Origin of the sequence: Cyclobacterium plantarum (assembly GCF_011290685.1) — a bacterium.
Taxonomy (GTDB): Bacteria; Bacteroidota; Bacteroidia; order Cytophagales; family Cyclobacteriaceae; genus Cyclobacterium; species Cyclobacterium plantarum.
On sequence record NZ_JAANYN010000006.1, the window covers coordinates 168,446 to 191,456 of the forward strand.

The 23,011-nt window shown below is 44.7% G+C and carries 15 protein-coding genes; 10 read left to right on the forward strand and 5 right to left on the reverse strand.

The features are described from left to right. Positions 1 to 402 precede the first annotated feature (402 nt). From G9Q97_RS15280 to G9Q97_RS15300, 5 genes are all read right to left on the reverse strand, one after another. A complete protein-coding gene (locus G9Q97_RS15280; protein WP_166148311.1) occupies positions 403 to 3,138 on the reverse strand; it encodes a DUF6797 domain-containing protein in 2,736 nt (911 codons plus the stop codon). 69 nt (positions 3,139 to 3,207) lie between these two features. Further along, complete coding sequence (locus G9Q97_RS15285; RefSeq protein ID WP_166148313.1) at positions 3,208 to 4,722, reverse strand: sulfatase family protein; 1,515 nt, start codon at positions 4,720 to 4,722, stop codon at positions 3,208 to 3,210. A gap of 210 nt (positions 4,723 to 4,932) precedes the next feature. Then, positions 4,933 to 6,693, reverse strand: coding sequence for a hypothetical protein (locus tag G9Q97_RS15290; RefSeq protein WP_246255709.1), 1,761 nt, complete (start codon positions 6,691 to 6,693; stop codon positions 4,933 to 4,935). A 26-nt stretch (positions 6,694 to 6,719) separates the two neighbouring features. Continuing rightward, positions 6,720 to 8,198, reverse strand: a complete 1,479-nt coding sequence (locus G9Q97_RS15295; protein ID WP_166148315.1) for a SusD/RagB family nutrient-binding outer membrane lipoprotein — start codon at positions 8,196 to 8,198, stop codon at positions 6,720 to 6,722. Positions 8,199 to 8,248: 50 nt separating this feature from the next. Then, positions 8,249 to 11,437 carry a SusC/RagA family TonB-linked outer membrane protein gene (locus G9Q97_RS15300; protein ID WP_166148317.1) on the reverse strand — a complete coding sequence of 1,063 codons (3,189 nt, stop codon included), beginning with the start codon at positions 11,435 to 11,437 and terminating at the stop codon, positions 8,249 to 8,251. Between the two features lie 703 nt (positions 11,438 to 12,140). Here G9Q97_RS15300 and G9Q97_RS15305 point away from each other — a divergent pair. From G9Q97_RS15305 to G9Q97_RS15350, 10 genes are all read left to right on the forward strand, one after another. Beyond that, positions 12,141 to 12,716: a glycosyl-4,4'-diaponeurosporenoate acyltransferase CrtO family protein gene (locus tag G9Q97_RS15305; protein WP_166148319.1), complete on the forward strand. Its 576-nt coding sequence runs from the start codon at positions 12,141 to 12,143 to the stop codon at positions 12,714 to 12,716. After that, a complete protein-coding gene (locus tag G9Q97_RS15310; RefSeq protein WP_166148321.1) occupies positions 12,713 to 13,132 on the forward strand; it encodes a DoxX family protein in 420 nt (139 codons plus the stop codon). Before G9Q97_RS15305 ends, G9Q97_RS15310 begins: the two co-directional genes overlap by 4 nt. A gap of 214 nt (positions 13,133 to 13,346) precedes the next feature. Continuing rightward, entirely contained in the window at positions 13,347 to 15,812 is a 2,466-nt protein-coding gene (locus G9Q97_RS15315; RefSeq protein ID WP_246255714.1) for a TonB-dependent receptor, read from the forward strand. Between the two features lie 16 nt (positions 15,813 to 15,828). Next, complete coding sequence (locus G9Q97_RS15320; protein ID WP_166148323.1) at positions 15,829 to 17,112, forward strand: PepSY-associated TM helix domain-containing protein; 1,284 nt, start codon at positions 15,829 to 15,831, stop codon at positions 17,110 to 17,112. A gap of 118 nt (positions 17,113 to 17,230) precedes the next feature. After that, positions 17,231 to 17,458 (forward strand): hypothetical protein, encoded by a 228-nt coding sequence (locus G9Q97_RS15325; RefSeq protein WP_166148324.1) that lies wholly within the window; start codon positions 17,231 to 17,233, stop codon positions 17,456 to 17,458. A gap of 509 nt (positions 17,459 to 17,967) precedes the next feature. Beyond that, on the forward strand, positions 17,968 to 18,513 hold the full coding sequence (locus G9Q97_RS15330; protein WP_166148326.1) for a Crp/Fnr family transcriptional regulator: 546 nt from the start codon (positions 17,968 to 17,970) through the stop codon (positions 18,511 to 18,513). Between the two features lie 67 nt (positions 18,514 to 18,580). After that, positions 18,581 to 18,793, forward strand: a complete 213-nt coding sequence (locus tag G9Q97_RS15335; RefSeq protein ID WP_166148327.1) for a (4Fe-4S)-binding protein — start codon at positions 18,581 to 18,583, stop codon at positions 18,791 to 18,793. A 101-nt stretch (positions 18,794 to 18,894) separates the two neighbouring features. Beyond that, positions 18,895 to 19,821, forward strand: coding sequence for a DUF5996 family protein (locus G9Q97_RS15340; RefSeq protein WP_166148329.1), 927 nt, complete (start codon positions 18,895 to 18,897; stop codon positions 19,819 to 19,821). Positions 19,822 to 20,041: 220 nt separating this feature from the next. Continuing rightward, positions 20,042 to 20,452, forward strand: coding sequence for a hypothetical protein (locus G9Q97_RS15345; protein ID WP_166148331.1), 411 nt, complete (start codon positions 20,042 to 20,044; stop codon positions 20,450 to 20,452). 66 nt (positions 20,453 to 20,518) lie between these two features. Continuing rightward, positions 20,519 to 23,008: a YbcC family protein gene (locus tag G9Q97_RS15350; RefSeq protein ID WP_166148333.1), complete on the forward strand. Its 2,490-nt coding sequence runs from the start codon at positions 20,519 to 20,521 to the stop codon at positions 23,006 to 23,008. Positions 23,009 to 23,011: the final 3 nt, after the last annotated feature.

Here is a 23,011-nt window from a genome sequence, read left to right on the forward strand (position 1 = left end):
TCTTCATTATTTCCCTAAACTTATAAAAACAAATTAAAGTTTTGAGAAAACGGTCAACATCCACTAACTGCTTGAGATAACCTGTACCCATACTTAATCGTTCGCATCAACAAATGGATAAGGATTCGATCCGAAGATTGTCGGTCTGGACAGGATATTAACCAAAAGGTTTGCTGTTGATGCTTTTGATAGAATCCAGCCTCTACAGGTATCATTTGGGACCGCTCACGCTTTATCAATCCTGAACAAAATCCCCCTTTCCAAAGGGGGACACAGGGGGATTTTCTTTCGAAAACATAGTAGTAGATCCTATTGATTCGACCCGGCCTACCAAAATTTAGTGCAAAAACGATTAAATAAGGATTTTGGGTTGATTGTATGCTTTCCCGCTGAAATTATACCTTAAATAGCAGCAGCCTCCCCCAACTGGTGAATGGTATTCTGGACCAGGCCTTCCACTTCATCTCCTTTTTCACTTTTTAGCTGGTAATTGATTTCCATCACCCAGGTGGGTTCGATATCAGGCATTTTTAATTTAACGGATTTACCGTCTGCTCCCAGTTCGGCAGCAGTAATGGTCAATTTCTTTTCGTTGTAATGCTTGGACCCATATTTTCTGGAACGCAACAAATCCCAGGTGGCCACAGAATAATTGGCCAACTCCCGCACACTGCTCTCATCCATTTTTTCCGAAAAAGTCAACAAAATCCCATCCTGCTGCGCCTGAATGCCTACCGGTATATGCACAGGCTTTTCGGTCATCCGGATGCGGTAAAGTCCCCCCAACTGGGGTTGGGTAGATCCCCAGGCGGATAAGCCGCAGAGGTAAAGGTGCCCGTCATCCTGATTGAAGCGCCCGCGCATTACACCCGTGGCAAATCGCGGCAAAGGTAACTCGACAATACCCCCCTGAACCTGTCCGCCCACTTTTTCAAAAGGCACCAGATAAACCTTGCCATAGCCATAGGAAAAACTCAATAATTTACCGTTCAGAGGCCCCCATTTTTCGCTGTCCACCCATAGCAGTTCTGAAGGAGAACGGTCTCTTTCCCTTTCCACCCATACCAGGGGCTGCTCCATTCCGGAATCGGTACTGTCGGCAGGTGGGTCAAAGCCAAACATGTTTCCGTAAAATCCCCCTTCTTCTACCCAGTTGATCCTATTCATGGGGTTCCAGTGTCCTTCCTGATCTGTAACGATAAAGGATCCGTCGGGATTAAGGCATACTCCGTTGGCTGCCCTGAATCCGGTAGCGATAATTTCCGTATGCTCACCGTCCGGGCTAACTTTGATCAGGGTGCCATGCTGCGGAACCAATGCTTCCCTGGCATGCCGGGCACTTTTGGCATAATAGAGGTTGCCCTCCGCATCGGCCTGAAGTCCCATGGCAAATTCATGAAAGTGGTCGGTTACCTGATGGTCATTGTTGAAACTTTCGTAAAAATCTGCTTCTCCATCCCCATTGTAATCATGCAAACGAACGATCTGATCCCGGCAGGTAACGAAAATTTCTTCCTCAATCACCTTGATTCCCAATGGCTGAAACAAACCTGAAGCAATCCTTTGCCAGGTCAGGGTTTGCTTGTTCTCCGTAAAGCCTTCCACCAGCCATACATCTCCGTCCGTTGCGCATACCACTGCTTTATTTCGATCCCTGAAAAAGTCCAGTCCACTCAGACGTAGTTGGTTTTTCCAGGGACTATTGAAAGGCGGGTTGAGGATATCCACCTGAAAGGCACCCTCCTGCTCTCCCTGCAGAATATTGGTTTCCAATAGTTGCGGAAAGCGAGCCGGACCTCCCTTGGTGAATTGCTCCAGGGAAGCTGGAGGATCCGAGGATTGGGCCCATTCTTCCAGGCCGGAAACGCCTGAAGCGGCCATGAATATTTTAATCTTTACAGGTTCGGAAGCAGTTATATTTACAACCTGGAAACCATTTTCTTCAGCCAATGCTGCTCCCTTTCCGGTCAATGCCACTGCAGTGCCCAGAGGAGCTACCCGCATTTTCAAGAGGCCTTCCGCAGGCTCGATGTTCAATGTACGGGAAAAAACCGGCTGATGCTCCAGTGAATCCAGTCCAAATGTCTCCAAAACCCGGGCTTCACCAACCGTATACCACATGATAAGGCGGTTTTCGTAAGGATAAAGCCCTTCAAAATGTGTCCATTCTTTGGGAAGCGGCCCAAATCTCCTTCCATCCCTGGCCAAAAACCGGGGATCGACAAAAGTACCGGTCTCCGGATGCGCCCAGCCCGGACCTGTCTCATTTTCCACATGCAGCTTGCCGATTGTCCTCGGTGAAATATTGTGCTTTTCGTTGAACAATATGGCTTCCCAATCGATAAACCCATCACCTGTCCATGCTCCGGCTACACGCATCAGGTCATGATCAAACATCATCCAGGCTTTGCCTGCGGCTACCCCACCTGGGCCATTGTCCAGCCGGACAGCTATTCCTTTATAGGCAAAATTAGCATCCCCAAAGTCTTCATCGGGAAGGGGTTGTACCGGACCGGTGGAGCGTTCCCGGGGAGGAGCATTTTCATCTACCAGTTCATAGGTGTTGATTAAAAAATTTCCGTAATCCATCTCTTCCCAGGGTTTATATTCCCTGGGCTCGGGCCCTCTACTTGTACCTTCCGGCAAACTGGCCAGATAATCCTCATCGATGTTAAAATACTGTGCGGGATTTTCTTTTGAAACAAAGGTTTCTCTAATATAATGAATGACATCATATTTTTCCACTGGTGTCAGATTGACCTGAGGAGGCATAGCACCATGCCCACGGGTCAGGGTTTGGTAAATGGCATAAGGATCCTCACCCACTTTAAAGGTGTCGGCCCAAAATTTAAATGCGGTGGGAAGTGAGCCTTCCTGCTCCGGATTTCCGTGACAGGTAATGCAGGTGTTGGTATAGATATGCTCTCCGGTACGCATGGACTCTCCATGCCGATCTCCCAATGCCTGAAGCAAACCCTTGTGGTCGATGTTTTTTTCGTAATCCGGCAAATCCGATTCCTGGAGAATAAAACCAGAGCGAGCAGCATCTGATATGGATACCTTATCTGTACGCTTTTGGCAGGCCAGGAACAACAATACAATTATAGGGATATACCAGGCAGTAAATTTTACATTCATAAGATTAAGAGGTATTCTATTTTCAAAATATAATTCAAATCCGACTAATAAAAAACATTTTTTATTCGATTAATTGGGAATTCTGCCCCACCAGGGACCTTCGTCCCTGATATCCAGCCACAGCTGCTGCATTTGAGGAATCAATTCCAAACAGGTGGCGTATTCCTGTTGGGCAATATCAGTGGTTTGGCCAGGATCATTTTTAATGTCGTACAACTCAAAAGTATCCGGAACCGCTGTTTTTAGCCAATCCACTGCAGGAAAATTTCCTTCTTTGGGGATAAGATTAAAATTTTCCCGTCTCGGGGCCAGCCTACCCACCAGTACATAATCCTCGTAACGCATGGCCATCTGCGCCATGCCCGGCATGTGGGATGAATTCAATAGAAAAAACCAAATCGGCAAAACCTCTCTTTCATAGTCCTTTCCCAGAAAAGCATTAAATGCATCCGTCCCGTCTATGGTTCTGTCTTCCGGAACAGCCGCACCTGTCAGTTTACAAATGGTAGGTAAAAAATCGGTACCATTAAATAATTGATGGCTTACCGTTCCGGCAGGAATGTGCCCCGGCCATCGTATCAATCCTGGTACCCGATGCCCTCCTTCATAGGGGAAACGCTTCATTCCCCGCAAAATTCCCGGGGAGCCAAAGCATTTGTCCCGTATGGGGTCCTCCCATTCTCCATGAGATTCCTCAAGGGTAACGGGGTATTCAGGACCATTGTCACTGGTAAAAACAACCAGGGTGGAATCCCTCAGGCCCTGCTTGTCAATAAACTGCATCAAGGCACCAAAGCTATCATCAACCTGAGATACAGTACCATAGTATTCCTTAGCGTATTGAAAAATATCCTTTTCCGGCCGTTTCACACCCCCATAGGAGATCTGTTGGGTCAAGCTTCTCAGCTCTTCCGTATCATACAGGCTGGCAAAATCTTTGGGAGGATCTATTGGGGTGTGCGGCTCGTTGGTAGAAATGATGATAAAAAAGGGTTTGTCTTTATCTCTTTTCCCGGAGATCCAATCTGCGGCTTCCCGGGAAACGATGTCTACGTACCAACCATCCATTGGCCCTTCCGGAACACCATTCCTTATGAATTTCTCCGGATTCCTGGGTCCTGTCCCAAAAGCATTGACGGAAGTGGCCAGGGAGTAGTCAAAACCCATTTCGTTTACTGAAACTTCCTTCGGAGATTCCAATTTGGACAAATGCCATTTGCCAAAAAATGCGGTTTCATAACCTTCTTCCTGCAGCAATTCAGGCAGGGTGATTTCATTGCTGTCCAGTGTGGTCCCAAAAAAACCGGCAATATTGTAGAATCCGCTGCGGTACCCGTTTCTTCCGGTAAGGATTGCAGCCCGGGAAGGGGAGCAAACCGTTGCAGCCGAATGCATATCCGTCATCCTTACCCCCTCTTTGGCAAATTGGTCCAAATGGGGTGTTTTGATAAATGGATGACCGTAGCTACCCAGATCACCATAGCCCAGGTCATCGGTGAGAAAAATGATAATGTTGGGACGAGGAGGAGCATCAATTTGGGAATGGACGGAAATGACAGCAAAATTCCAAAGAACCAAATACATCAATAACCATTTTTTATTCCTTATCATAATCCTCATCTTGTCAGGTGTATGTGTCAGGGTAAAGCCCAATAAATTGCCGGGACAGCGGGTTAAACAAAACCCAAAAGCTACCGGCATCTTTTGGGTATTTGTTGGTGATTATAGTGACTAAAAAGATGGGTGATTAAGCAACTTTTAGTCAGCCGGTAGTATGTTTTTTAAATATTTGCCCTATAAATCAGCCAATCGAGGCAATTTTGACCCATTGGAAGCAGTCATTTTCCTTTCCTGGCGAACGACAATGGGCACATAGCCCACTTCCATGCCTGCCGGGGGTGTCAGTATAAGTACAGGATCAATGGCTACCAGTTCTCCAGCTGTAGGAGGAGCCATATAAGTTTTGTCAATGGTCCAGCTTTTATGAATTTTTTCTACAATGGCCTGTAAGGCTTCCTTTTCCTCCCTGCTCCAGTCAAATTGCTGAAAAGAAGGCTGATCTATAAAGCGGTACCATTTGTAGGTTACTGTAGAGCCATCTTTTAAATCAACCGAAAATGCGGCTGAGGCCGGACCTGGATTGGCCCAGGCACCAGTTTCGGGGGAAGTGTAGGCGAGGTCTTTGTCAATCCTGAAATTTCCCGGAACGATTTCATTACCATCTCTCCAATTGATGTATTGTTCCTCGGTTTCGGCAGGAGCAAAAGTACTGGCTTTTAGTTCAGCCGGAACTTCCTCTTCCGGAATGGGTATGCGCTGATCTCCCTCCTGCTTGAAATATTGCGGGAAAAGGCCTTTGGCACCAAAGGGATTTTCCTGCCATTGCAAACCAAATGCATTGGTCTCATTGACGATGGTTTCTACCACATTTTCCAATTTTCCCAAGTGCGTACCACCGGCATTTAATTGGGCTCCCTGATCCAGCGAAATTTTCCTGGGGCTAATATCAGGTTTCCAGGAATGGGCTTCACTAAATGCTCCGGACACGGCTTTTCCACCCTTTTTCCATTCCTTTACCGGATTGAACAAGGCATCTTTGGAGTAGTAAGTAACATCCTGTACGAGGACTGATCGGCCATTTTCGTCCACCGGAAACTGCAACTGGGGAATTTTGATAAACAAGTCACCCTCTTCTGTCTTCATTTCGAAGGAAGGAACGGTATTGATTTCCATGGCTCCACCACCACCCATTGTCCCTTCTCGTGCATCTAGTCCCATACCTTCTATGGCCGGATAATCTTTGGATAACCTGCTCCACATTTCTGGGATATAATAGGCTACAGGACCCTTGAAATTCGCTGCATTAAGAAACAAGGTCCAGCTTTGGTCTCCGGTAGGTGGCGGGCCGTCCCTTTTCTCCGTAAGCGGGAGCATCATGTGTGTGTAACCCAAAAACTTACCTTCCAGATCCTCCACAAAGGTAATCCCATCCGGAGGCACCACTATCCGGTTGCTCAATTGGGCAATACCCAGTTCATCCTCCGGTAGGGCTTCCGCCCGGTAGAAGAAAGGCCAGCCAGGAGATGCAATTTCCGAATTGTAACAATTAGGTACACCGTTCATGCTGAATTTGGGTGGACCATAATGGTAACGATTTCCGCGCCAATAACCCAAACCGCCCTCCTGGGTTTGGAAAACACTGGCCCATGTGGGGCCTCTGGGCTCCCAGGTACGGGCTATGGTACCCTCAGGGCAGCAGGGAATATCCTTGTTGTCCGGATTGTCCGGAATAATCCAGTTTCCCGGCAAACCGATCTGGAAGCCCGCCAGTGGCTTTTCCACCAAAGGCCAAACGGCAGTATAAAAGCCGATCCCTGCTCCAAAACCATCCGGCCGCCTGGGCGAACTGTAGCCAATGTACCCGTGAAGTCCATTTGCTCTTTGCGAAATCTCATACCTGACACTTGTTGATTTTTTGCTTATGGGCCCGGATAAATGAACGATCATTCCACTGATTCCCAATAACAATGCACTTACTAAAATTCGTATATACATATTGTTTTATAAGATTTATTGCATTCCTATTCCACGCCTGTCCGGGTATCCCACCAGAGCTGTATGCCATAAAAGATGTCTACTTCATTAATGTCCGAAGGAAAACTTTGGTTATGGGCAATTTCATTTGCTGGATAAGACATGCGGAAAGGTGGTCGGTTATGGCTGCTGGCATAGTCGTTGGAAACTTTGTCCAGCAATGGTACATCTGTTCTTCTTACCTCGGCCCATGCTTCCACACTTTGCTTGTATAGGGCAATCCAATTCTGCAACCGGATTTTTTCAAGATTAGTTGAAGAGCCGGAATCCCAGGCCACACCTGAATTTTGCAAGTAAGCATTGATCATTTCTGGTGCGACACCATTTTCTTCCAGGGATACTTCAATGCCTTTCTCATAGGCTTCCTGGCTACTACCTCCGGAAACCAGCCCCCTTTCATAAGCCTCCGCCTTAATAAACCAAACCTGAGATGCATTCATAAAGGGGGAAAAACCCATATCATCATAACCAAAGCGATCCCCTATATGGGACACATTGGCATTGGAGTTCATCGGGTCGCTGGTCTGCCCTATGCCCATTTTGTAACCGTTAAAAACCCCATTCTGATTCCTGTCCGCATAAACCGGAAGGCGGGGATCGTCCAGGTTTTCCAGGAGATTTATCAAATCAAAATTGGTCCTGTATTGGTCGTTTTTATTGGTGGGGGTTCCCAATCTTTGCCTCCAGGGCTCTATGTTGGAGCTTACTCCCGGCCAGTTTAAATAAGCATTGTCCGTGTGGTTCTCAAATACCGGATAGGTAGCGGGATTCCCCAAAATTTCACCAATCACCGCTGCGGCATCCTGAGGAGCGACAGAAGACATGCGCATGGCTACTCGCAGCCTAATGGAATTGGCAAACTTTTTCCATTTCATGATGTCCCCTCCATAAATAAAATCCCCTACTCCAAGTGCCATACCATTGGGGTCCAGCATGGTATTTGCTGCTGCCAATTCTGAAAGAATCTTATCATATACCACTTCCTGAGAATCAAATTCAGGGCTCAAAATCCCCTCTTTATCTAAAAGAAATGCTTGCGTATAAGGGATATCTCCCCACATATCCGTTACCTGATGGGCCGTATAGGCTTTCATGATCAGGGATACAGCCTCCAGGTTTTGATTTCCCTCTTCCCTGGCGATGTTACCAGCATCCACAAAATACGCCATGGCCCTATACAGGTTATCCCATTGTCCGTTATTGATATCTACCCGAAACTCGTAATCTCCGGCGCCAATAGCAGCCAGCTGACCAGACCAGGTTCCCGCATAATAGATTCCTATCCGCTCGCCAAACAACTGACCGGCCACTACTGTCATGCCCGCACCAAGTACATTACTGGCGGGCACCTCTGATGGCTGGTTCGGGTTGATGTTCATTTCATTCCAATCTTCAGTACATGCAGTACAAAGCAGCACAGCAAGCAAAACCAAACCGGTGAATTTAGATGTTATTATATGTTTCATTTTAAGAACATTTAGCAAATTATCAATTTTTCCCTTTTTGCAGGCAACCCTTAAAGGGATATCCGCAAGTTAAATCCATAGGAGCGGTTTGTGGGGGGCATAAAGTTTTCAAACCCGGTACCCGCTTCTCCTCCGCCCATCTGAGATGCGGATTCTGGATCAAGCCCAAGTTCCCGGGCTCTTGCGCTTCGGTGCAGAATGGCCAGGTTTCGTCCAAAAACAGAGACGTTTACATTTTGCAATTTCCAGATATTGAAACGATAGCCAAAGGTCAATTCCCGAAGCTTGATATAGGAGCCATCTACAATAGAGTATTCATGGTTGTTCCATACCCAGGAACCGTTGTAATAATCCTGAGCAGAAATGCGGATATCATTTGGGGAGCCATCTCCTTTTACACCATCCACAATAATTCCTTCTTCCCGGACATTATTTTGAACGGTGTTTTCAAAAGCCCCGGTAGGATAGGAATGCCACATTGTCGTACTAAAGAAATCACCGCCCATTCGGAAGTCAAACAAACCGCCAAAGGTAAAATTGCGGTACCTGAAGCTATTTTGAATACCGCCAATCCAATCCGGGGTAACATTTCCCAAAATCACCTGTTGATTGGTGGTCATGGGGGTTCCGTTGGGACTGATCATGATATTGCCATTTTCATCCCGTACATAGGGCAGACCGCTCAGGTCACCCCAGGGCTGTCCGGGAGTTCCCACAAGGCGCACTCCGCCAAAACCGGAACTGATGGTGATATTTTCCAAGCCCTGATACAATGAAACCACTGTGCTGGTATTTTTTGCCCAGTTTACCGTGGCATCCCAGGAAAAGTCCCCTCTTTGCATCATTCTGGCCCGTAAAATCAATTCTATACCCTTGTTTTCGATCTCAGCCGCATTGATCAGTTGAGATGCATAGCCGGTAGATCTGGCCGTTGGAACCTGGAGAATCATGTTCTCCGTTACCTGTCTGTAATAGGTTGCATCCAGAGAAAGCTTGTCATCAAAAAACCGTAAATCAGCTCCCAGCTCAAATGAAGTTGTCATTTCGGGTAAAAGGTTGGTTGGTGGTTTTACCGCAGTGGGGGTGAATAAGGAAATATTGTTAAAAGAAGTCGTTCCATAGGTACCCATAAGCTGGTACGGATCGGTATCAGAACCCACCTGAGCCAAACTGGCCCGCACCTGTGCATGGCTGAAGATTGACGAATTAAAATCCAGGGCATCCGAAAGCGTAAGGGCCATGTTTACCGAAGGATAAAAATAAGAACGGTTTTCTACAGGTAAGGTAGAACTCCAGTCATTTCTTCCCGTAGCACCCAAGAACAAATAGCCTTTATAGCCCAGTGTTGCAGAGGAATAGATACTGTAGGTTTCCCGAAGGCTTTCAAACATACCTGTACCCGGTGTACCCCTTACATTGGAAATATTGAAAAGGTCCGGAACGGCCAGGTCGGGAGCACTTAGGGAAATGGAGTTGAATTTGTTCTGCCTGAAATTACCCCCTACCAAAGCTACCAGTGAGAAATCATTGGCAAATTGCTTGTTGATGTTCAGCCTGATATCGCTGTTAAACTCCTGTCTGCTTTGATCTGAAAGTGAAAACTGCCCGCCTCTGTTATTGTTAATGTTGGCCCTGGTTCTGGAGAGGGTAATGGATTCCCGTTCTTCATTGTAATAATCCATACCGGTAACCCAATTGGCCGAAAGCCAATCATTGAGCTGGTAATCTATATTTACATTTCCAAAAAACCGCTGCCGGTTCATGCTGTTGGTGTTTTCCAGCTCATAATAGAAATTATTGGCATTCAAATTATACCCACTGCCCATTTCATTGCCATGCTCTTCATAAACTTTTTTAACCTCGTCCAGGGGAATATTCCGGAAAGCTCCCCAAGCCAGTTTGGTCATGGAACCATAAGAAACCACTGGGATATTATCACTGAAACGGTTGACATAATTGAAGTCTGTACTCACCTTCAGTTTGTCGGTTGGCAGCAAAGTTAGACTGGCATTAAACGTGTTAACAGTTTGGTCGGTATTGAAAAAGGTACCATTCATCTGCCGGTTGGAAAAGGCGACCCGACCATAGGCTTGCTGGCCCTTTGCAGTTACCGCCACCTGATTGACAAAGTTTCTTCCAGTCTGAAAGTAGTGATCATGGATATTATTGGGCATGGATTCCCAGGGGCTGTTAGGGCCTTTTACCCATTGGTCCAACAGCAGTCCGGCATCAAAGCGAGGCCCCCATGAAGTGGCATTTTCATTGATCCCGCCACCTATGCCGTCTACATAGTTGTAACTGTTTTGCTTGGCATATTCGTTGTAACTCAGGTTAGAGCCGGGGTTGTTTTCCAAATATTGCTGCCAATCATATTCTCCGCCCCTTTGTCCGGGTCCGTATTCGTTTTGGAAATTCATAAAAAAACTGGGTACATCAAAAACCATAGAAGAGTTCAGTTCCACTCCCAGACCCATTTTTCCTTGCTTCCCTTTTTTGGTTTCAATTAAAATGACACCGTGTGTGGCCCTGTTACCATAAAGGGCGGCTGCATTGGCTCCTTTCAACACAGTAAGGGAAGCAATGTTTTCCGGATCGATATCTGCCGCTGTATTCCCATAATCCAGTCCACCTGCTCCTCCCAGATTGCTGCTGCTGTTATCGATCGGAATCCCATCTACCACAAAAAGCGGTTGATTTCCCGAAAAAGAAGCATTTCCCCTGATGACTATTCTGGAAGACGCTCCTACCTGCGAGCCACTGTTGGTCACTTGTACCCCGGCGATTTTTCCGCTCAGGGAGTTAACCAGGTTAAAATCATTCGCTGAAGTCAGGTCTTCCGGTTTCAATGCCTGGACAGTATACCCCAATTCTTTTCTTTCACGCTGAACACCGAAAGCGGTAACAACCACTTCGCCCAGGGCCTGGGAATCTTCCCGCAACACCACATCAAGGGTACTGCGCCCATTGATGTCCAGGGTTTGTGATTCAAAACCTATAAAGGAGAAGGCCAGGCGCTGGGAACCTTCGGGAACACTGAGATCGTACTTTCCCTCGACATCCGAAACCGTACCTGTGGTGGTACCCACCACCAATACGCTTACACCTGGCAAGGCATCGCCGGATTCGTTTTGTACTGTGCCGCTCACCCGGTTCTGTCCATAAGCACCGGTGAACAAAAGCAAGAGCCCCAGGCACAAGGAAGCCTTGTGGGCCAGGGCATGTAGGGTAAATTTTTTCATATGGTTAACATTTGTTTTTTTAGCGTTCACATGGAATCTCGCAACGTTAATCATCCCTCTATTTTTCGATAACATCATGCTTGATTTCATATGCGTTGGTTAAGTGAAAAGGGATAAGCTAAGTTAGATTGTAGTCTGCTATTTTGTATCCTACATCTTAACCAAAAAATATGGTATCTTAACCGAAATGGCTTGGCAAGGTTAAAAAGGAAGCCGTAGGGACCCGAATTGCTGACAATGCTTTTGAAGAAAATCAGCTTACGGATATTGACGAGGATTTTAGAATTGACGAAGAAAGTAAAACAATAAGCGTTCGTTCAGGCGCCCAATACCTATTTGTAGGTAATGCAAATAGTAAGCCATCGGATAATTCTGAATCAAGCCAGGGCTTTCGGGTTGAATTAAGCCATTAGCCTGGCAGGCTGCTGGTACCTTGGGATTTTTCAGGAAAGGTCTGGATAAGTTAACAGTCAGGACAGCGTGAATTATGAAAAAATGAAGAACTGGTAAAGTCTCAAAAACCTGATGGATATTCTTTGACATTATTACCCAAAATCATATGGTATAGAAAGCCTTTCAATAAGGATAACCCCATATAATCCAAAATTAATTCCAATGGATTACACAAAATTTAAAAAGAGCTGGGTTCTTGTATTGATTTTTACAGAAAAAGTTGTTCATTTCGCTTCAGTTCGTTATTAACATGGGTAAAAAAATAGGTTTCCCTCTCCTCTCCCTCTTTCTGGCCTTTCGGTCTTATGAGATGGTCAAAGGATTATTGCAGGTCAGCAGCAATGGTTTGACTGTTTTTCAATCGGTCATTCTGGCTTTCCTTATACCCGCTTTTCTAACCGGCGTTTTTGCCTTTCCGGGTTTTGTCTTTGCTACCAGTAGGCTTCTACCGGATGCTTACTATCAGATCCGGAACCCGAAATTACTAAAAAGGGTGTATGGGCTATTGGGAGTAGAATTTTTCAAAAGGATGCTGCTTTTTGCCTTTTGGGGTAAGGAAAAGTACCGGAAAAAATACTTTGATGGTAGGCAGTCCGGTATAATGCAATTGGATTTTCAAACCAGGCAATCCGAATTCGGGCATTTGGGAGCCTTTATTCTCATTGCATTTGTTTCTTTTCTCTTATTGGAAAAGGGGCATACCCTAATTTTTCTCATGATTTCTGTGGTCAATATTATCGGAAACTTCTATCCGATTTTATTACAAAGGGTCCACCGCATACGAATCCAAAGGATAACAGATACAATTTCATTGCAAATACCATGAAAACGAATCTACTTCAAAAATTTTTACGGATATTACTGGGTAGTTTGATGACCCTTGCGGGCATTGGCCATTTGACCTTTCAAAGACAGGAATTTCAGGCCCAGGTGCCCAGGTGGCTCCCGGATGATCCTGCCTTTATGGATTTTGTGGTCCTATCCTCAGGGATAGTGGAGATCTGTCTTGGTCTGGCCATGATTTTTCTCTGGAAGCAGCAAATTAAGGTAGGCATTACCCTGGCGGTATTTTACATTTTGATATTCCCGGGAAATATCTCACAGTATACCAATGGTATCAATGCATTTGGCCTGGATACGGATCAAAAAAGACTTATCCGTCTTTTCTTTCAACCTGTTTTAATCTTATGGGCACTCTGGTCTACAGGGGCATTGGGATACTTCTTGAAAAGCCAAAAATGAAAGCGGGATTCACCCTTTTGCATTAGGAAAACCAGCTATTTTTTCCCTTAAACAGGTATCCTGGCTTGCGACTAAATAACCAAATGCACAAACAACTTAACAAAATTCAAAAATAATAGAAAAAATCAATCTAGATTAAGTCTAAATTACTTTTACATTTCGTCTCAATGTATCAATTTTGCCATTGTTTAAAATCAATCTAAATAAAAGCAAAATGATGAAACATATACTCTTGCTATTATCTCTCTTTATTTTCCTTACAAACCATACCCTACTGGCACAAACAGGAACGCTCACCGGAGTAGTGACAGATTACTCCGGCAAGCCTGTTGAATACGCAACGGTAGTTTTGGAAGGGACCACACAGGGGGACATCACCGATGCAGCTGGGAGTTTTACCATAGAAAACCTGAAGCCACACAGCTATACCCTGGTTTTTTCATCCCTCGGCTACGAAAAGCAAAAAATGGTGGTTTCGGTGTCGGCCGGCCGTACTACTAGCCTGGAAGTAGTCCTCAAAGAAAGCCTTTTTGGACTACAGACCGTGGAAATCACCGGGAGAAGAGAAATCAGCTATGACAATAAGGAGACCTTCTCTGCAACTAAAACTGCATCTTTGATTAAAGATGTCCCGGCTTCCATCAATTTTGTCACCAAAGAACTGATGCTAGACCAGGTCGCTTTCACAGTGAATGATGTGGTTAAAAACGTAGCTGGAGTGAATCAGTTTAGTTTTTACAATGACATTACCATTCGGGGATTCAGGGTGCAGGGCCAAAGGAATTTTGGCACCCTATTGAATGGCATGCGGACTTTTACCAGCTTTTGGAAACCCCAACTGATTCCACATATTGAGCGGGTGGAAGTGATAAAGGGACCTGCATCGGCACTTTTTGGCAATGCTTCTCCAGGTGGATCCATTAACCGGGTGACCAAAAAGCCGCTGGCAGAATCCCGAAAATCCATTTCCACTACAGTGGGAAGCTTCAATACGCTCAGAACCCTGGCAGATTTCACCGGAACCATGACGGAAGATCAGAAATTGCTTTACCGGCTTAATTTGGGGTTTGAAAACTCGGACGGCTTCAGGGATTTACAATTCAGCCGAAACCTGGTGATTGCTCCCTCCTTTGCCTTTTTGCCCACGGATAATACCAGCCTGAATTTTGACATCGTCTACCAGGATTCAAAGGGCAGACTTGACAGGGGACAGGCGGCTTTCGGTAACAGGGACCTTTTCTCCACTCCTATTACAACCTCATTAAGTGCGATTAATGACTATTTGGATGAAACCACAATAAATGCCACCCTTTCTTTAAGGCATCAATTTTCGGAGCGGGTAAGCTTTAACAGTACCTACCAGTTGTCCAGTTACAACGAGGATTTGTTAGAACACCGGACTTCCAATCGCTTTGCTTCACTTGGGGACGGCACCTTTGACGAAACCAAGGTAGCCATGCGGGTTTTTATCCGAAAAAGGTCCTGGAACAACAACTCCATAAACAATTACCTGAATGTGGATTATGATGCAGGATCGGTAAAAAACACCCTGCTTGCAGGACACGATTACTTCAGGCAGGAACAGCTGCCGGGTGGCTCACAATTGGAAGCCCGCTCCTACCTGCTACAAAATGGCACCGCAACCAATGTTTACAACCCTTCCAATGCATCCAACTATGTATTAGATGCAGCGGGAAACCCGGTAACAAATGTTGCCCATTTTGACCTTACCTCCCCGATTGCCAATGGCATACGGGACATGAGCAAATACATCTACAATCAGGTGACTTACAACCAGTTTATGCAAGAATCGCATGGGCTTTACCTTCAAAATCAATCGGAAATTGGTCCATTAAAGGTTTTGCTGGGCTTACGTCAGGAGTATTTCACCGATTACCTGAATTACAGCAGTCCGGCTGAGCAGGTGGTGGATCAGCAGGCCCTGCTTCCCAGAGTTGGTTTGGTTTACAGCCTACATCCCAGCACCAACTTCTATGGTACCTGGGTGCAAGGGTACCAGCCACAATCTGCTGCTGCATTCGTAAACCCGGAAGCAGGCGGGCCCTTTGATCCCCTTACCAGCGAAATGATGGAAATCGGGACCAAATCAGAATGGTTCAACAAGCGTTTGAGTGCCACCTTGTCCCTATACCAAATTGTGGAACGAGGCGGATTATACAATGCGAATGATCCCAATAATCCTGAAAGACTGGAACAAATCGGGGAAGAGCTTTCCCGGGGAATTGAATTGAATGTGAGCGGGAATATCCTTCCCAACTGGTCTATCGTCGCAGGATATGCTTTTAATGATGCCAAAATCACAGAAGCAGACATTGAAGGAGTGATTGGAAGGCAAAAACCAAACGCCCCCCGAAATACGGCAAATCTCTGGACCAAATACATCATTGAGACAGGGTCCATTAAAAATCTCGGAATAGGTTTTGGCTATAACTACGTATCCGAGCGGTTTGGCTCCATTGTTTCGGCTTCGCAACCCGATATATTTCCTGCTTATGGAATCTTTGACACTGCCTTATATTACAAATTTGATAAGGTTCAGTTCCAGATCAATGTCAATAACCTGTTTAATGAAACCCACTGGGTAGGAGGGTATGATGTCATCCGTGCCTTTCCGGGAAGTCCCAGAAACATCATGACTACCGTCTCTTACACCTTTTGATTAATGCCGTTTATCAGTGAAATTCAATAAAAGAAAGCTTTTTCAGGTCCATAGCTGGATAGGTATCAAGTTAAGCATACTATTTTTTATAGTATGCTTTTCCGGTACCCTGGCAACGCTGAGCAATGAGATGGACTGGCTTTTTTATCCGGCCATACGTGCTTCAGGAGCCGGAGAAAGGGTACCGTATAATAAAATGGTAGATGAAGTCCGGAAAAACTATCCGGATGGTTCAATCACTTACTGGGTAATGCCCAAAGAACCCTATTTAAATGACATCGTCTATGTGGATAGGGAAGGACAGCGACATTATGTATTTGTTGACCCGCATACCGGTGAAGTCAAAGGCGATACCACTGTTACCTTTCAGCGTTTTTTCCGGGATTTTCATTACTACCTATTCATGCCATTTTACCAGATTGGCTATTTCATGGTCCTTGTATTTGCTTTTTTTCTGGCCATCTCTATGGCTACTGCACTCATGTTCTATAAAAAATGGTGGAAAAAATTATTTGAATTGAAGTCCGGGAATGGGAAATTGATGTTCTTTCGAAGCCTGCACCGACTGGTTGGACTTTGGTCAGTACCTTTTGTCATCCTGTTTTCCCTTACGGGTATTTGGTATTTTGTGGAAAGAACCAATCTGGGTAAGGTATCTGAAATCGCCAATCCCATACCGCCAAAATTGGAAAATGAAAAATTTAAACACACAGGTTCCTTGGCTTTTTCCTATCAACTGGATTACGACAAGGCAGCAAAGATAGCTCAAGAGTTCATTCCCGGCTTACAAATCAGGGGCATTGTGCCTACCAATGAGGCCAGCAAACCCGTTTATTTCAGGGGAACCAGTCATGTGCCTTTGGTCAGAAACAGGTCCAACCGGGTCTACCTGGATCCACTTTCCTACCAGCCGGTAATGGTCCAGAAAGCAGAAGAAATCCCCACAGTGATGTACCTGAATGACATTGCCGACCCCCTTCATTTTGGCAATTGGGGAGGCTTGGCCACCAAAATCATCTGGTTTTTTGCCGGTCTTTCCATTTCCGGACTCGTATTGACAGGTATCTGGATTGCCTTAAAGCGGCAAATCAAAAAGACAGGTTCCAAACCTATGGGCAGCTGGAAATACGTCAATTGGGGACTGGCGCTTATCGTGATCGGTTTTATGTATTCCTTTATGATTCTGCGGTATTCACTCTCCTGGCAATCAATAGTTGTTGTCAGCTTCATACTTGGAGCAATCATTTGGCTTAGCTGGTATGTGTTCGTCTTCCGACTGCAAAAAGCATTTCAGGAGTAGTATATAATTTAAAAGAATAATTTAATTTGGTTTAATTATAAACTACACACTTATATGGTTTACAGGAAACAATTCCATATAGTTGTAGTATATACAGTATAACCAAAAAGAAAAAATCATGAAAAATGTATGTTCAAATTGCAATTACTGGGAACCTAAGGCGCCTGTTGTTGCCAACAAAGAAAATTATGGTGAATGCAACAAATTGAGCCACCTGGAATCAAAGATGGATCCTGATTATATCATCCCGGTATTAAATGACGGTAAACCTGTAAGTCAGGACACCAAATCAATAGAATTTATTACTGGTGCGGGATTTGGATGTAATCAATTCGCTAGTGCCTAAATAAAGAAAACTCTATGGTTATATATCTGACTATAGAGTTTATTTTTGTATATGTATTTAGATTTGATCTATATATAATGTAATATGATTTACTTTATAAACGGCTTTATTCTGTATAAATACATATTGGTGAAAATCATCAAATATCATTTTCTTTCTACAAAAAAGATTGATTCCATTCACTTTTTCTGAGCATATATACTTTCTCTTAAATCATACTTTACTTTTATCCACAATCTTCGAATACAGTACTTAGTATTCTCCTGAGTATATCCTGTTTTATTGATGGGCTGCCTTTTCCTGGAGCTGGCTTTTTTTTGGGGGGGGGGGAAATGAAAAAAAAAGTCTGGATCTGACAGCCTACTACCTCTATCGGGCTGAGGACAGGAAATATGGCCGGCACATTTTTTCACCAGCCCGGTACCTCTCCCCTCTTTGATCCATACTTTTTTTATCCTATATTCAGTATTCCATACGGCCTTTCGTATCCTTGTATGGATTTGATGAAAATGGAAAATTTAAATGACTTGTTACAAGTTGACCCGAGTGCTACCTCCAGGCAATTACCGAAAGGTCACATACTTCAGCATCCGGGGGATGTCAAAGCCAGAAAATTTTATGTGAAAAAGGGCTTGGTCAGGAGCTATATCATAGACAGCAAAGGAAAAGAGCATATTTTTATGTTTGCTCCGGAAGGCTGGATCATTGCCGATATAGAATCTTTGGAGTATCAGAAGCCCAGCACCTTATTTATCGATTGCCTGGAAGATTCAGAACTAATAGTGTTTGCCAAGGATATCTTATCCCAAAAGAACGTCTCCAAAGAAATGGTTATCCGATATACAGATCGCTTATACCGGAGAATGGGGGCTTTGCAGCGGCGGGTGTTGATGATGATGAGTGCGCCTGCAATAGATCGGTACAACTATTTTTTGGAAACATACCCTGAGTTGCCTGAGCGTATTCCCCAACGGATGATAGCTACTTATTTGGGAATTACCCCTCAGGCGCTAAGCACCCTGAGAACGAAAATGGCTCAATCCAAATTATCTTGATTTATTCATCTGGATGAATGCATGGCGAAAAATAATTGTAGAAATTTGATACTAAACTTAAAAAAATATGAAAAACTATTCAAACGGTGAAATCACCATCCACTGGCAGCCCAAGTTATGCCAGCATGCTGGTATTTGTGTAAAAACATTGCCTAAAGTTTATAACCCAAAGGCTTCTCCATGGATTGCCATAGAAAATGCTTCTACAGAAGCACTGAAAGCCCAGGTAAATTCCTGCCCCTCAGGGGTATTGAGCTTTTCTCTTAATGAGAAAGTTTAAAAAATGAAATAAAAACGGATCAATCGGTAATTATTTCCTTAGGAACTTGTCCAGAAGATGCAAAAACTAAGAAGTCCTACAGGAGATGAAAAAGGAAAAAAATGGAATCAAAAGACACATCGCTACCCTGGCCCGTATTGAATTTCGGGGAATTACAAGATACAATTGAAACCCTCCATCAATGGTTACAGATTGTAGGTAAAATACGACTGCGGACCATGCCCTGGCAAAATCATTCCTGGCATACCACCCTTTACCTGAGCCCCCATGGATTCACTACCCAGGGTATACCCCACCAGGGCGGGTTTTTCCAGATTGATTTTGATTTTATGCAACATCAACTGATCATCTCCTGTGCCCATGGGGCAAGCCAGCGTATGGATCTCCGCCCCATGACCGTGGCAGATTTTTATAGGGAGCTTTTCGAGAAACTTTCGAAACTGGGAATCATTGTGAACATCCATGGAAGTCCAAATGAACTGGAAACCGCCATCCCTTTCAAAGAAAATACGATTAACAAATCCTATGATCCCAATGCCGCCCACACCCTTTGGCAAGCCATGGCTAAGGTCCAGGCTGTATTTAGCCGGTTCAGAAGTGAGTTTATTGGTAAATGCAGCCCGGTACATTTGTTTTGGGGTGCTTTTGACCTTGCTGTCACCCGCTTTTCCGGGAGACCTGCACCCCTTCACCCTGGTGGAGCTCCGAACATGCCCCTGGAAGTGATGCAGGAAGCTTACTCCAAAGAAGTTAGCAGTGCAGGTTTTTGGCCGGGATCTAAAGACTTTCCCTCACCCATCTTTTATGCTTACGCCTATCCCGCTGACCCGCTATTTGGCGAACAAAAAGTCCTTCCCAAGGAAGCGTTTTACAGTGCTGAAATGGGGGAATATGTCCTAAAATACGAAGACGTACAAGAATCAAAGGATCCCGAAGGCATGCTTTGGGATTTTTTACAGAGCACCTACAAAGCAGCTGCTATCACTTCAAAATGGAACAGGAGCGATTTAGAACGAAACATCGATTAAAGCGAAGCAAAAGAAAAAACCTCTGATTTTCCGGATCACCTTCTTTTTACTTTTATTCCTGATAAAAAATGGATTGAGAAAATTCATTTTAAATACCACCCATTTGTGATGGATGTCACCACCGGGCAAAAGGCATAAGGCTACTTTTGCTTTTATAAAAAAGTAAAAAATTCTTCGTTTATATACCATTTACTTTACTTTTCGATTTTAACCGAAAGCAATGTCAAGCAAACATCAAAAAGAAAAGAACCATAGAAAATGCCCTGCTTCAGGTATATTAGTGGTGATGCTTTTTGTAGTTTTCTTTTCATTCCATAGTCTCCAGCTACCAGGTACTTTTTTGGATGAAGGGTATGCTTCCATCTCTCCACCACAGGTCTCCCAAACTCAGCCCCAACAGGTCCCTGAAAAAATGGCTGGTTATTTTCGGGAGAAAATCAAAGAAAAAGAGGAGGAGAATAGGGAAGAAAAATCACCCAGCCAAAGCCAAAATATGGCAAGTATATCCGGTGGATTCCGAGGGCAGCAATCCATCCTGAAGTCCTACCTGTTTTTTAATCCTTCATTCATCTTTTATCACAGGGTATCTTTGTACCTACTCTTTAAAAATCTTCGTTTAGACCTGGATTAAGAGCAGGGAGAAAACTGAGTTTTTCAGTCATTGCGATTTATTAGTCTACCTTAAATAATCTAAATTATGACGCAGGACGTGTCATCTGACCTGGATCAAGTTATCAGGAAATTAGCGCATTACCTACCTGCACAGTCCCCACTAAAGGATTTTGTGCATCACAATACATTGCATGCTTTCCAGTACTTACCTTTCCACCAGGCCCTGCAGGAAGCTGCAGAAAACTTTGGTTACAAGGTTTATTGGAATATTGAAAACTTCAGAAAACGCTATCAGGAAAAGAAAATCAACGCGGAAATTCTGGAACGGGTGATTCTCAACCACAAAGGAGCAGATGAACTGACACATTGGATAAACTTGTTGCTTCACCAGCCGGTAATGACGTATCCGGAGCCGAGGGTGGGACAAATCCGAAAACTCTGGAGAGAAGCATACCATCTCAATCTGGACAAGGAGGTCCATCAGGTATTATTTAGGTTGGTAAGTTCCTATTTGGATCAGGGAATTGCTCTCTGGAGGTTCCCGGCAAAAACCAAAGGATTTTTAACCGCAATAAGGGAATTGGAAAAAAACAGTTTCAGCACCTTTATCAAAAGTAAGCGGGCAAGAAAACTTCTCCTGGACCCCCATACTCAATTGGAGGATTTGCTGAAGTTACTGGTAGGAAATGAGAGATACCATGGGCAGTATCTTTTCGACCAGCAATTTGCCCACCCGGGTTGGTCGGGTATGGTAGCAGTATTGGAGCAAAATGATAGCGGTCTGCTGGACAAAAGGAAAATCAGCCTCAAAGATCTGATTTTTCTGGAGTGTCTGCTGGAAATTGATGCACTGGACAGAAGAAGGGGGAAGAGTTGGGCCGCTTTGGCAGCATGGATTCCATCTGATCTACCCCTGATATTCGATAAAATAAGTTATTCGGAATTTTTCGACATTCATAAATTATGGCAAGAAACCTTGGAATGGACCTATTATGACCAGGTCATCAAGGGACTCCAGTTAAGCCACGAGGCAGATTTTAAAAAAGCGGCGACTTTTCAGGCGATGTTCTGCATAGATGACAGGTGTTGTTCTATCCGACGCTACGTGGAACGGTTTGAACCGGAGGCGCAAACCTTTGGCACTGCGGGCTTCTTTAACCTCCCTTTCTACTTTCAGCCCGAACATGGAAAGTTCATGACTAAAGTATGTCCGGCGCCAATCACTCCAACACATCTGATTAAAGAAACCGAATCCAAAATCAGACATGAAAAGGATGTACATTTCAGCAAGCATACCAAGGGAATTTTTGGAGGATGGGCAATAAGTCAAACGGTTGGTTTTTGGTCCGCATTGAAATTGGCCAAAAGCATCTTTTTCCCCTCGGAAACACCTGCCATGGTATCGTCTTTCAAGCATATGGATCCCAAAGGAAAACTTAGTATCAGTGCTCAAAATCACAAACACCTGCATCAGGGTCTGCAGGTAGGTTTCACTTTAGAAGAAATGGCTAATGCAGTAGAAGGATTGTTGAAAAGCATAGGGCTCGTGAAGAATTTTGCACCGTTGGTCTATGTCATCGGCCATGGGGCGAGTTCGGTAAACAATACGCATTATGCTGGATACGATTGTGGGGCCTGTAGCGGACGGTCCGGATCGGTCAATGCCCGGGTAGCTGCTGCTATTGGCAACATGTCGGAAGTGAGAGAGATTCTGACCAAAAGAGGCATCCTTATTCCGGAAACTACACAGTTTGTCGGCGGGCTGCATGACACCACAAGAGACGAAATGGAATTTTACGATGAGGAGATTCTGATCAGTGCCAACAGACTCTTGCACGAAAGAAACAAACAAACCTTCGACACTGCTTTGGATTACAATGCAAAGGAAAGATCCAGAAGGTTTCATACCGTCAACTCCAGTCAGGTGGCCAGGAAGGTCCATGAAAAGGTAAAAAAAAGAGCCATGTCACTTTTTGTAACCAGACCGGAATGGAACCACGCAACGAATGCACTCTGTGTCATTGGAAAGCGGGAGAATAACCGCCACTTATTTTTAGATAAACGTGCCTTCCTAAACTCATACGATCACCGAATTGATCCGGAAGGAAGCTACCTGTTGGGCATACTCAAGGCGGTAGCACCGGTATGCGGTGGAATCAATTTAGAATACTATTTTTCTAAAGTAGATAACGACCGGTTAGGAGCTGGAAGTAAGCTACCCCACAATGTAATGGGCCTGATAGGTGTGGCCAATGGGATGGACGGGGATTTGCGTACAGGATTGCCTCTGCAAATGGTCAATATTCATGACCCAGTCCGGATTTTAATTACCGTCGAGCATTTCCCCGACATCGTTTTGAAAATCATCCAAATCCAAAAGCAAACCTATGAATGGTTTGCCAACGATTGGGTGAAGTTGGTTTGTATCCATCCGGAAAGTAAACGGGCCTATGTTTTCAAAAAAGGCGCATTTATGGAATACCAAACAGTTACAAAGGGAATAGACACCGTTCAAAACCTCGACGAACTCCTGGCTTCTACCTCCGAAAACTTGCCCGTATTCTTAATTTCCTAACGC

Excerpts from the sequence above, each read along its gene's own strand:
- G9Q97_RS15280 (WP_166148311.1), bottom strand. The coding sequence starts at position 3,138 with ATGAATGTAAAATTTACTGCCTGGTATATCCCTATAATTGTATTGTTG.
- G9Q97_RS15285 (WP_166148313.1), bottom strand. The coding sequence starts at position 4,722 with ATGTATTTGGTTCTTTGGAATTTTGCTGTCATTTCCGTCCATTCCCAA.
- G9Q97_RS15290 (WP_246255709.1), bottom strand. The coding sequence starts at position 6,693 with ATGTATATACGAATTTTAGTAAGTGCATTGTTATTGGGAATCAGTGGA.
- G9Q97_RS15295 (WP_166148315.1), bottom strand. The coding sequence starts at position 8,198 with ATGAAACATATAATAACATCTAAATTCACCGGTTTGGTTTTGCTTGCT.
- G9Q97_RS15300 (WP_166148317.1), bottom strand. The coding sequence starts at position 11,437 with ATGAAAAAATTTACCCTACATGCCCTGGCCCACAAGGCTTCCTTGTGC.
- G9Q97_RS15305 (WP_166148319.1), top strand. The coding sequence starts at position 12,141 with ATGGGTAAAAAAATAGGTTTCCCTCTCCTCTCCCTCTTTCTGGCCTTT.
- G9Q97_RS15310 (WP_166148321.1), top strand. The coding sequence starts at position 12,713 with ATGAAAACGAATCTACTTCAAAAATTTTTACGGATATTACTGGGTAGT.
- G9Q97_RS15315 (WP_246255714.1), top strand. The coding sequence starts at position 13,347 with ATGATGAAACATATACTCTTGCTATTATCTCTCTTTATTTTCCTTACA.
- G9Q97_RS15325 (WP_166148324.1), top strand. The coding sequence starts at position 17,231 with ATGAAAAATGTATGTTCAAATTGCAATTACTGGGAACCTAAGGCGCCT.
- G9Q97_RS15330 (WP_166148326.1), top strand. The coding sequence starts at position 17,968 with ATGGAAAATTTAAATGACTTGTTACAAGTTGACCCGAGTGCTACCTCC.
- G9Q97_RS15335 (WP_166148327.1), top strand. The coding sequence starts at position 18,581 with ATGAAAAACTATTCAAACGGTGAAATCACCATCCACTGGCAGCCCAAG.
- G9Q97_RS15340 (WP_166148329.1), top strand. The coding sequence starts at position 18,895 with ATGGAATCAAAAGACACATCGCTACCCTGGCCCGTATTGAATTTCGGG.
- G9Q97_RS15345 (WP_166148331.1), top strand. The coding sequence starts at position 20,042 with ATGTCAAGCAAACATCAAAAAGAAAAGAACCATAGAAAATGCCCTGCT.
- G9Q97_RS15350 (WP_166148333.1), top strand. The coding sequence starts at position 20,519 with ATGACGCAGGACGTGTCATCTGACCTGGATCAAGTTATCAGGAAATTA.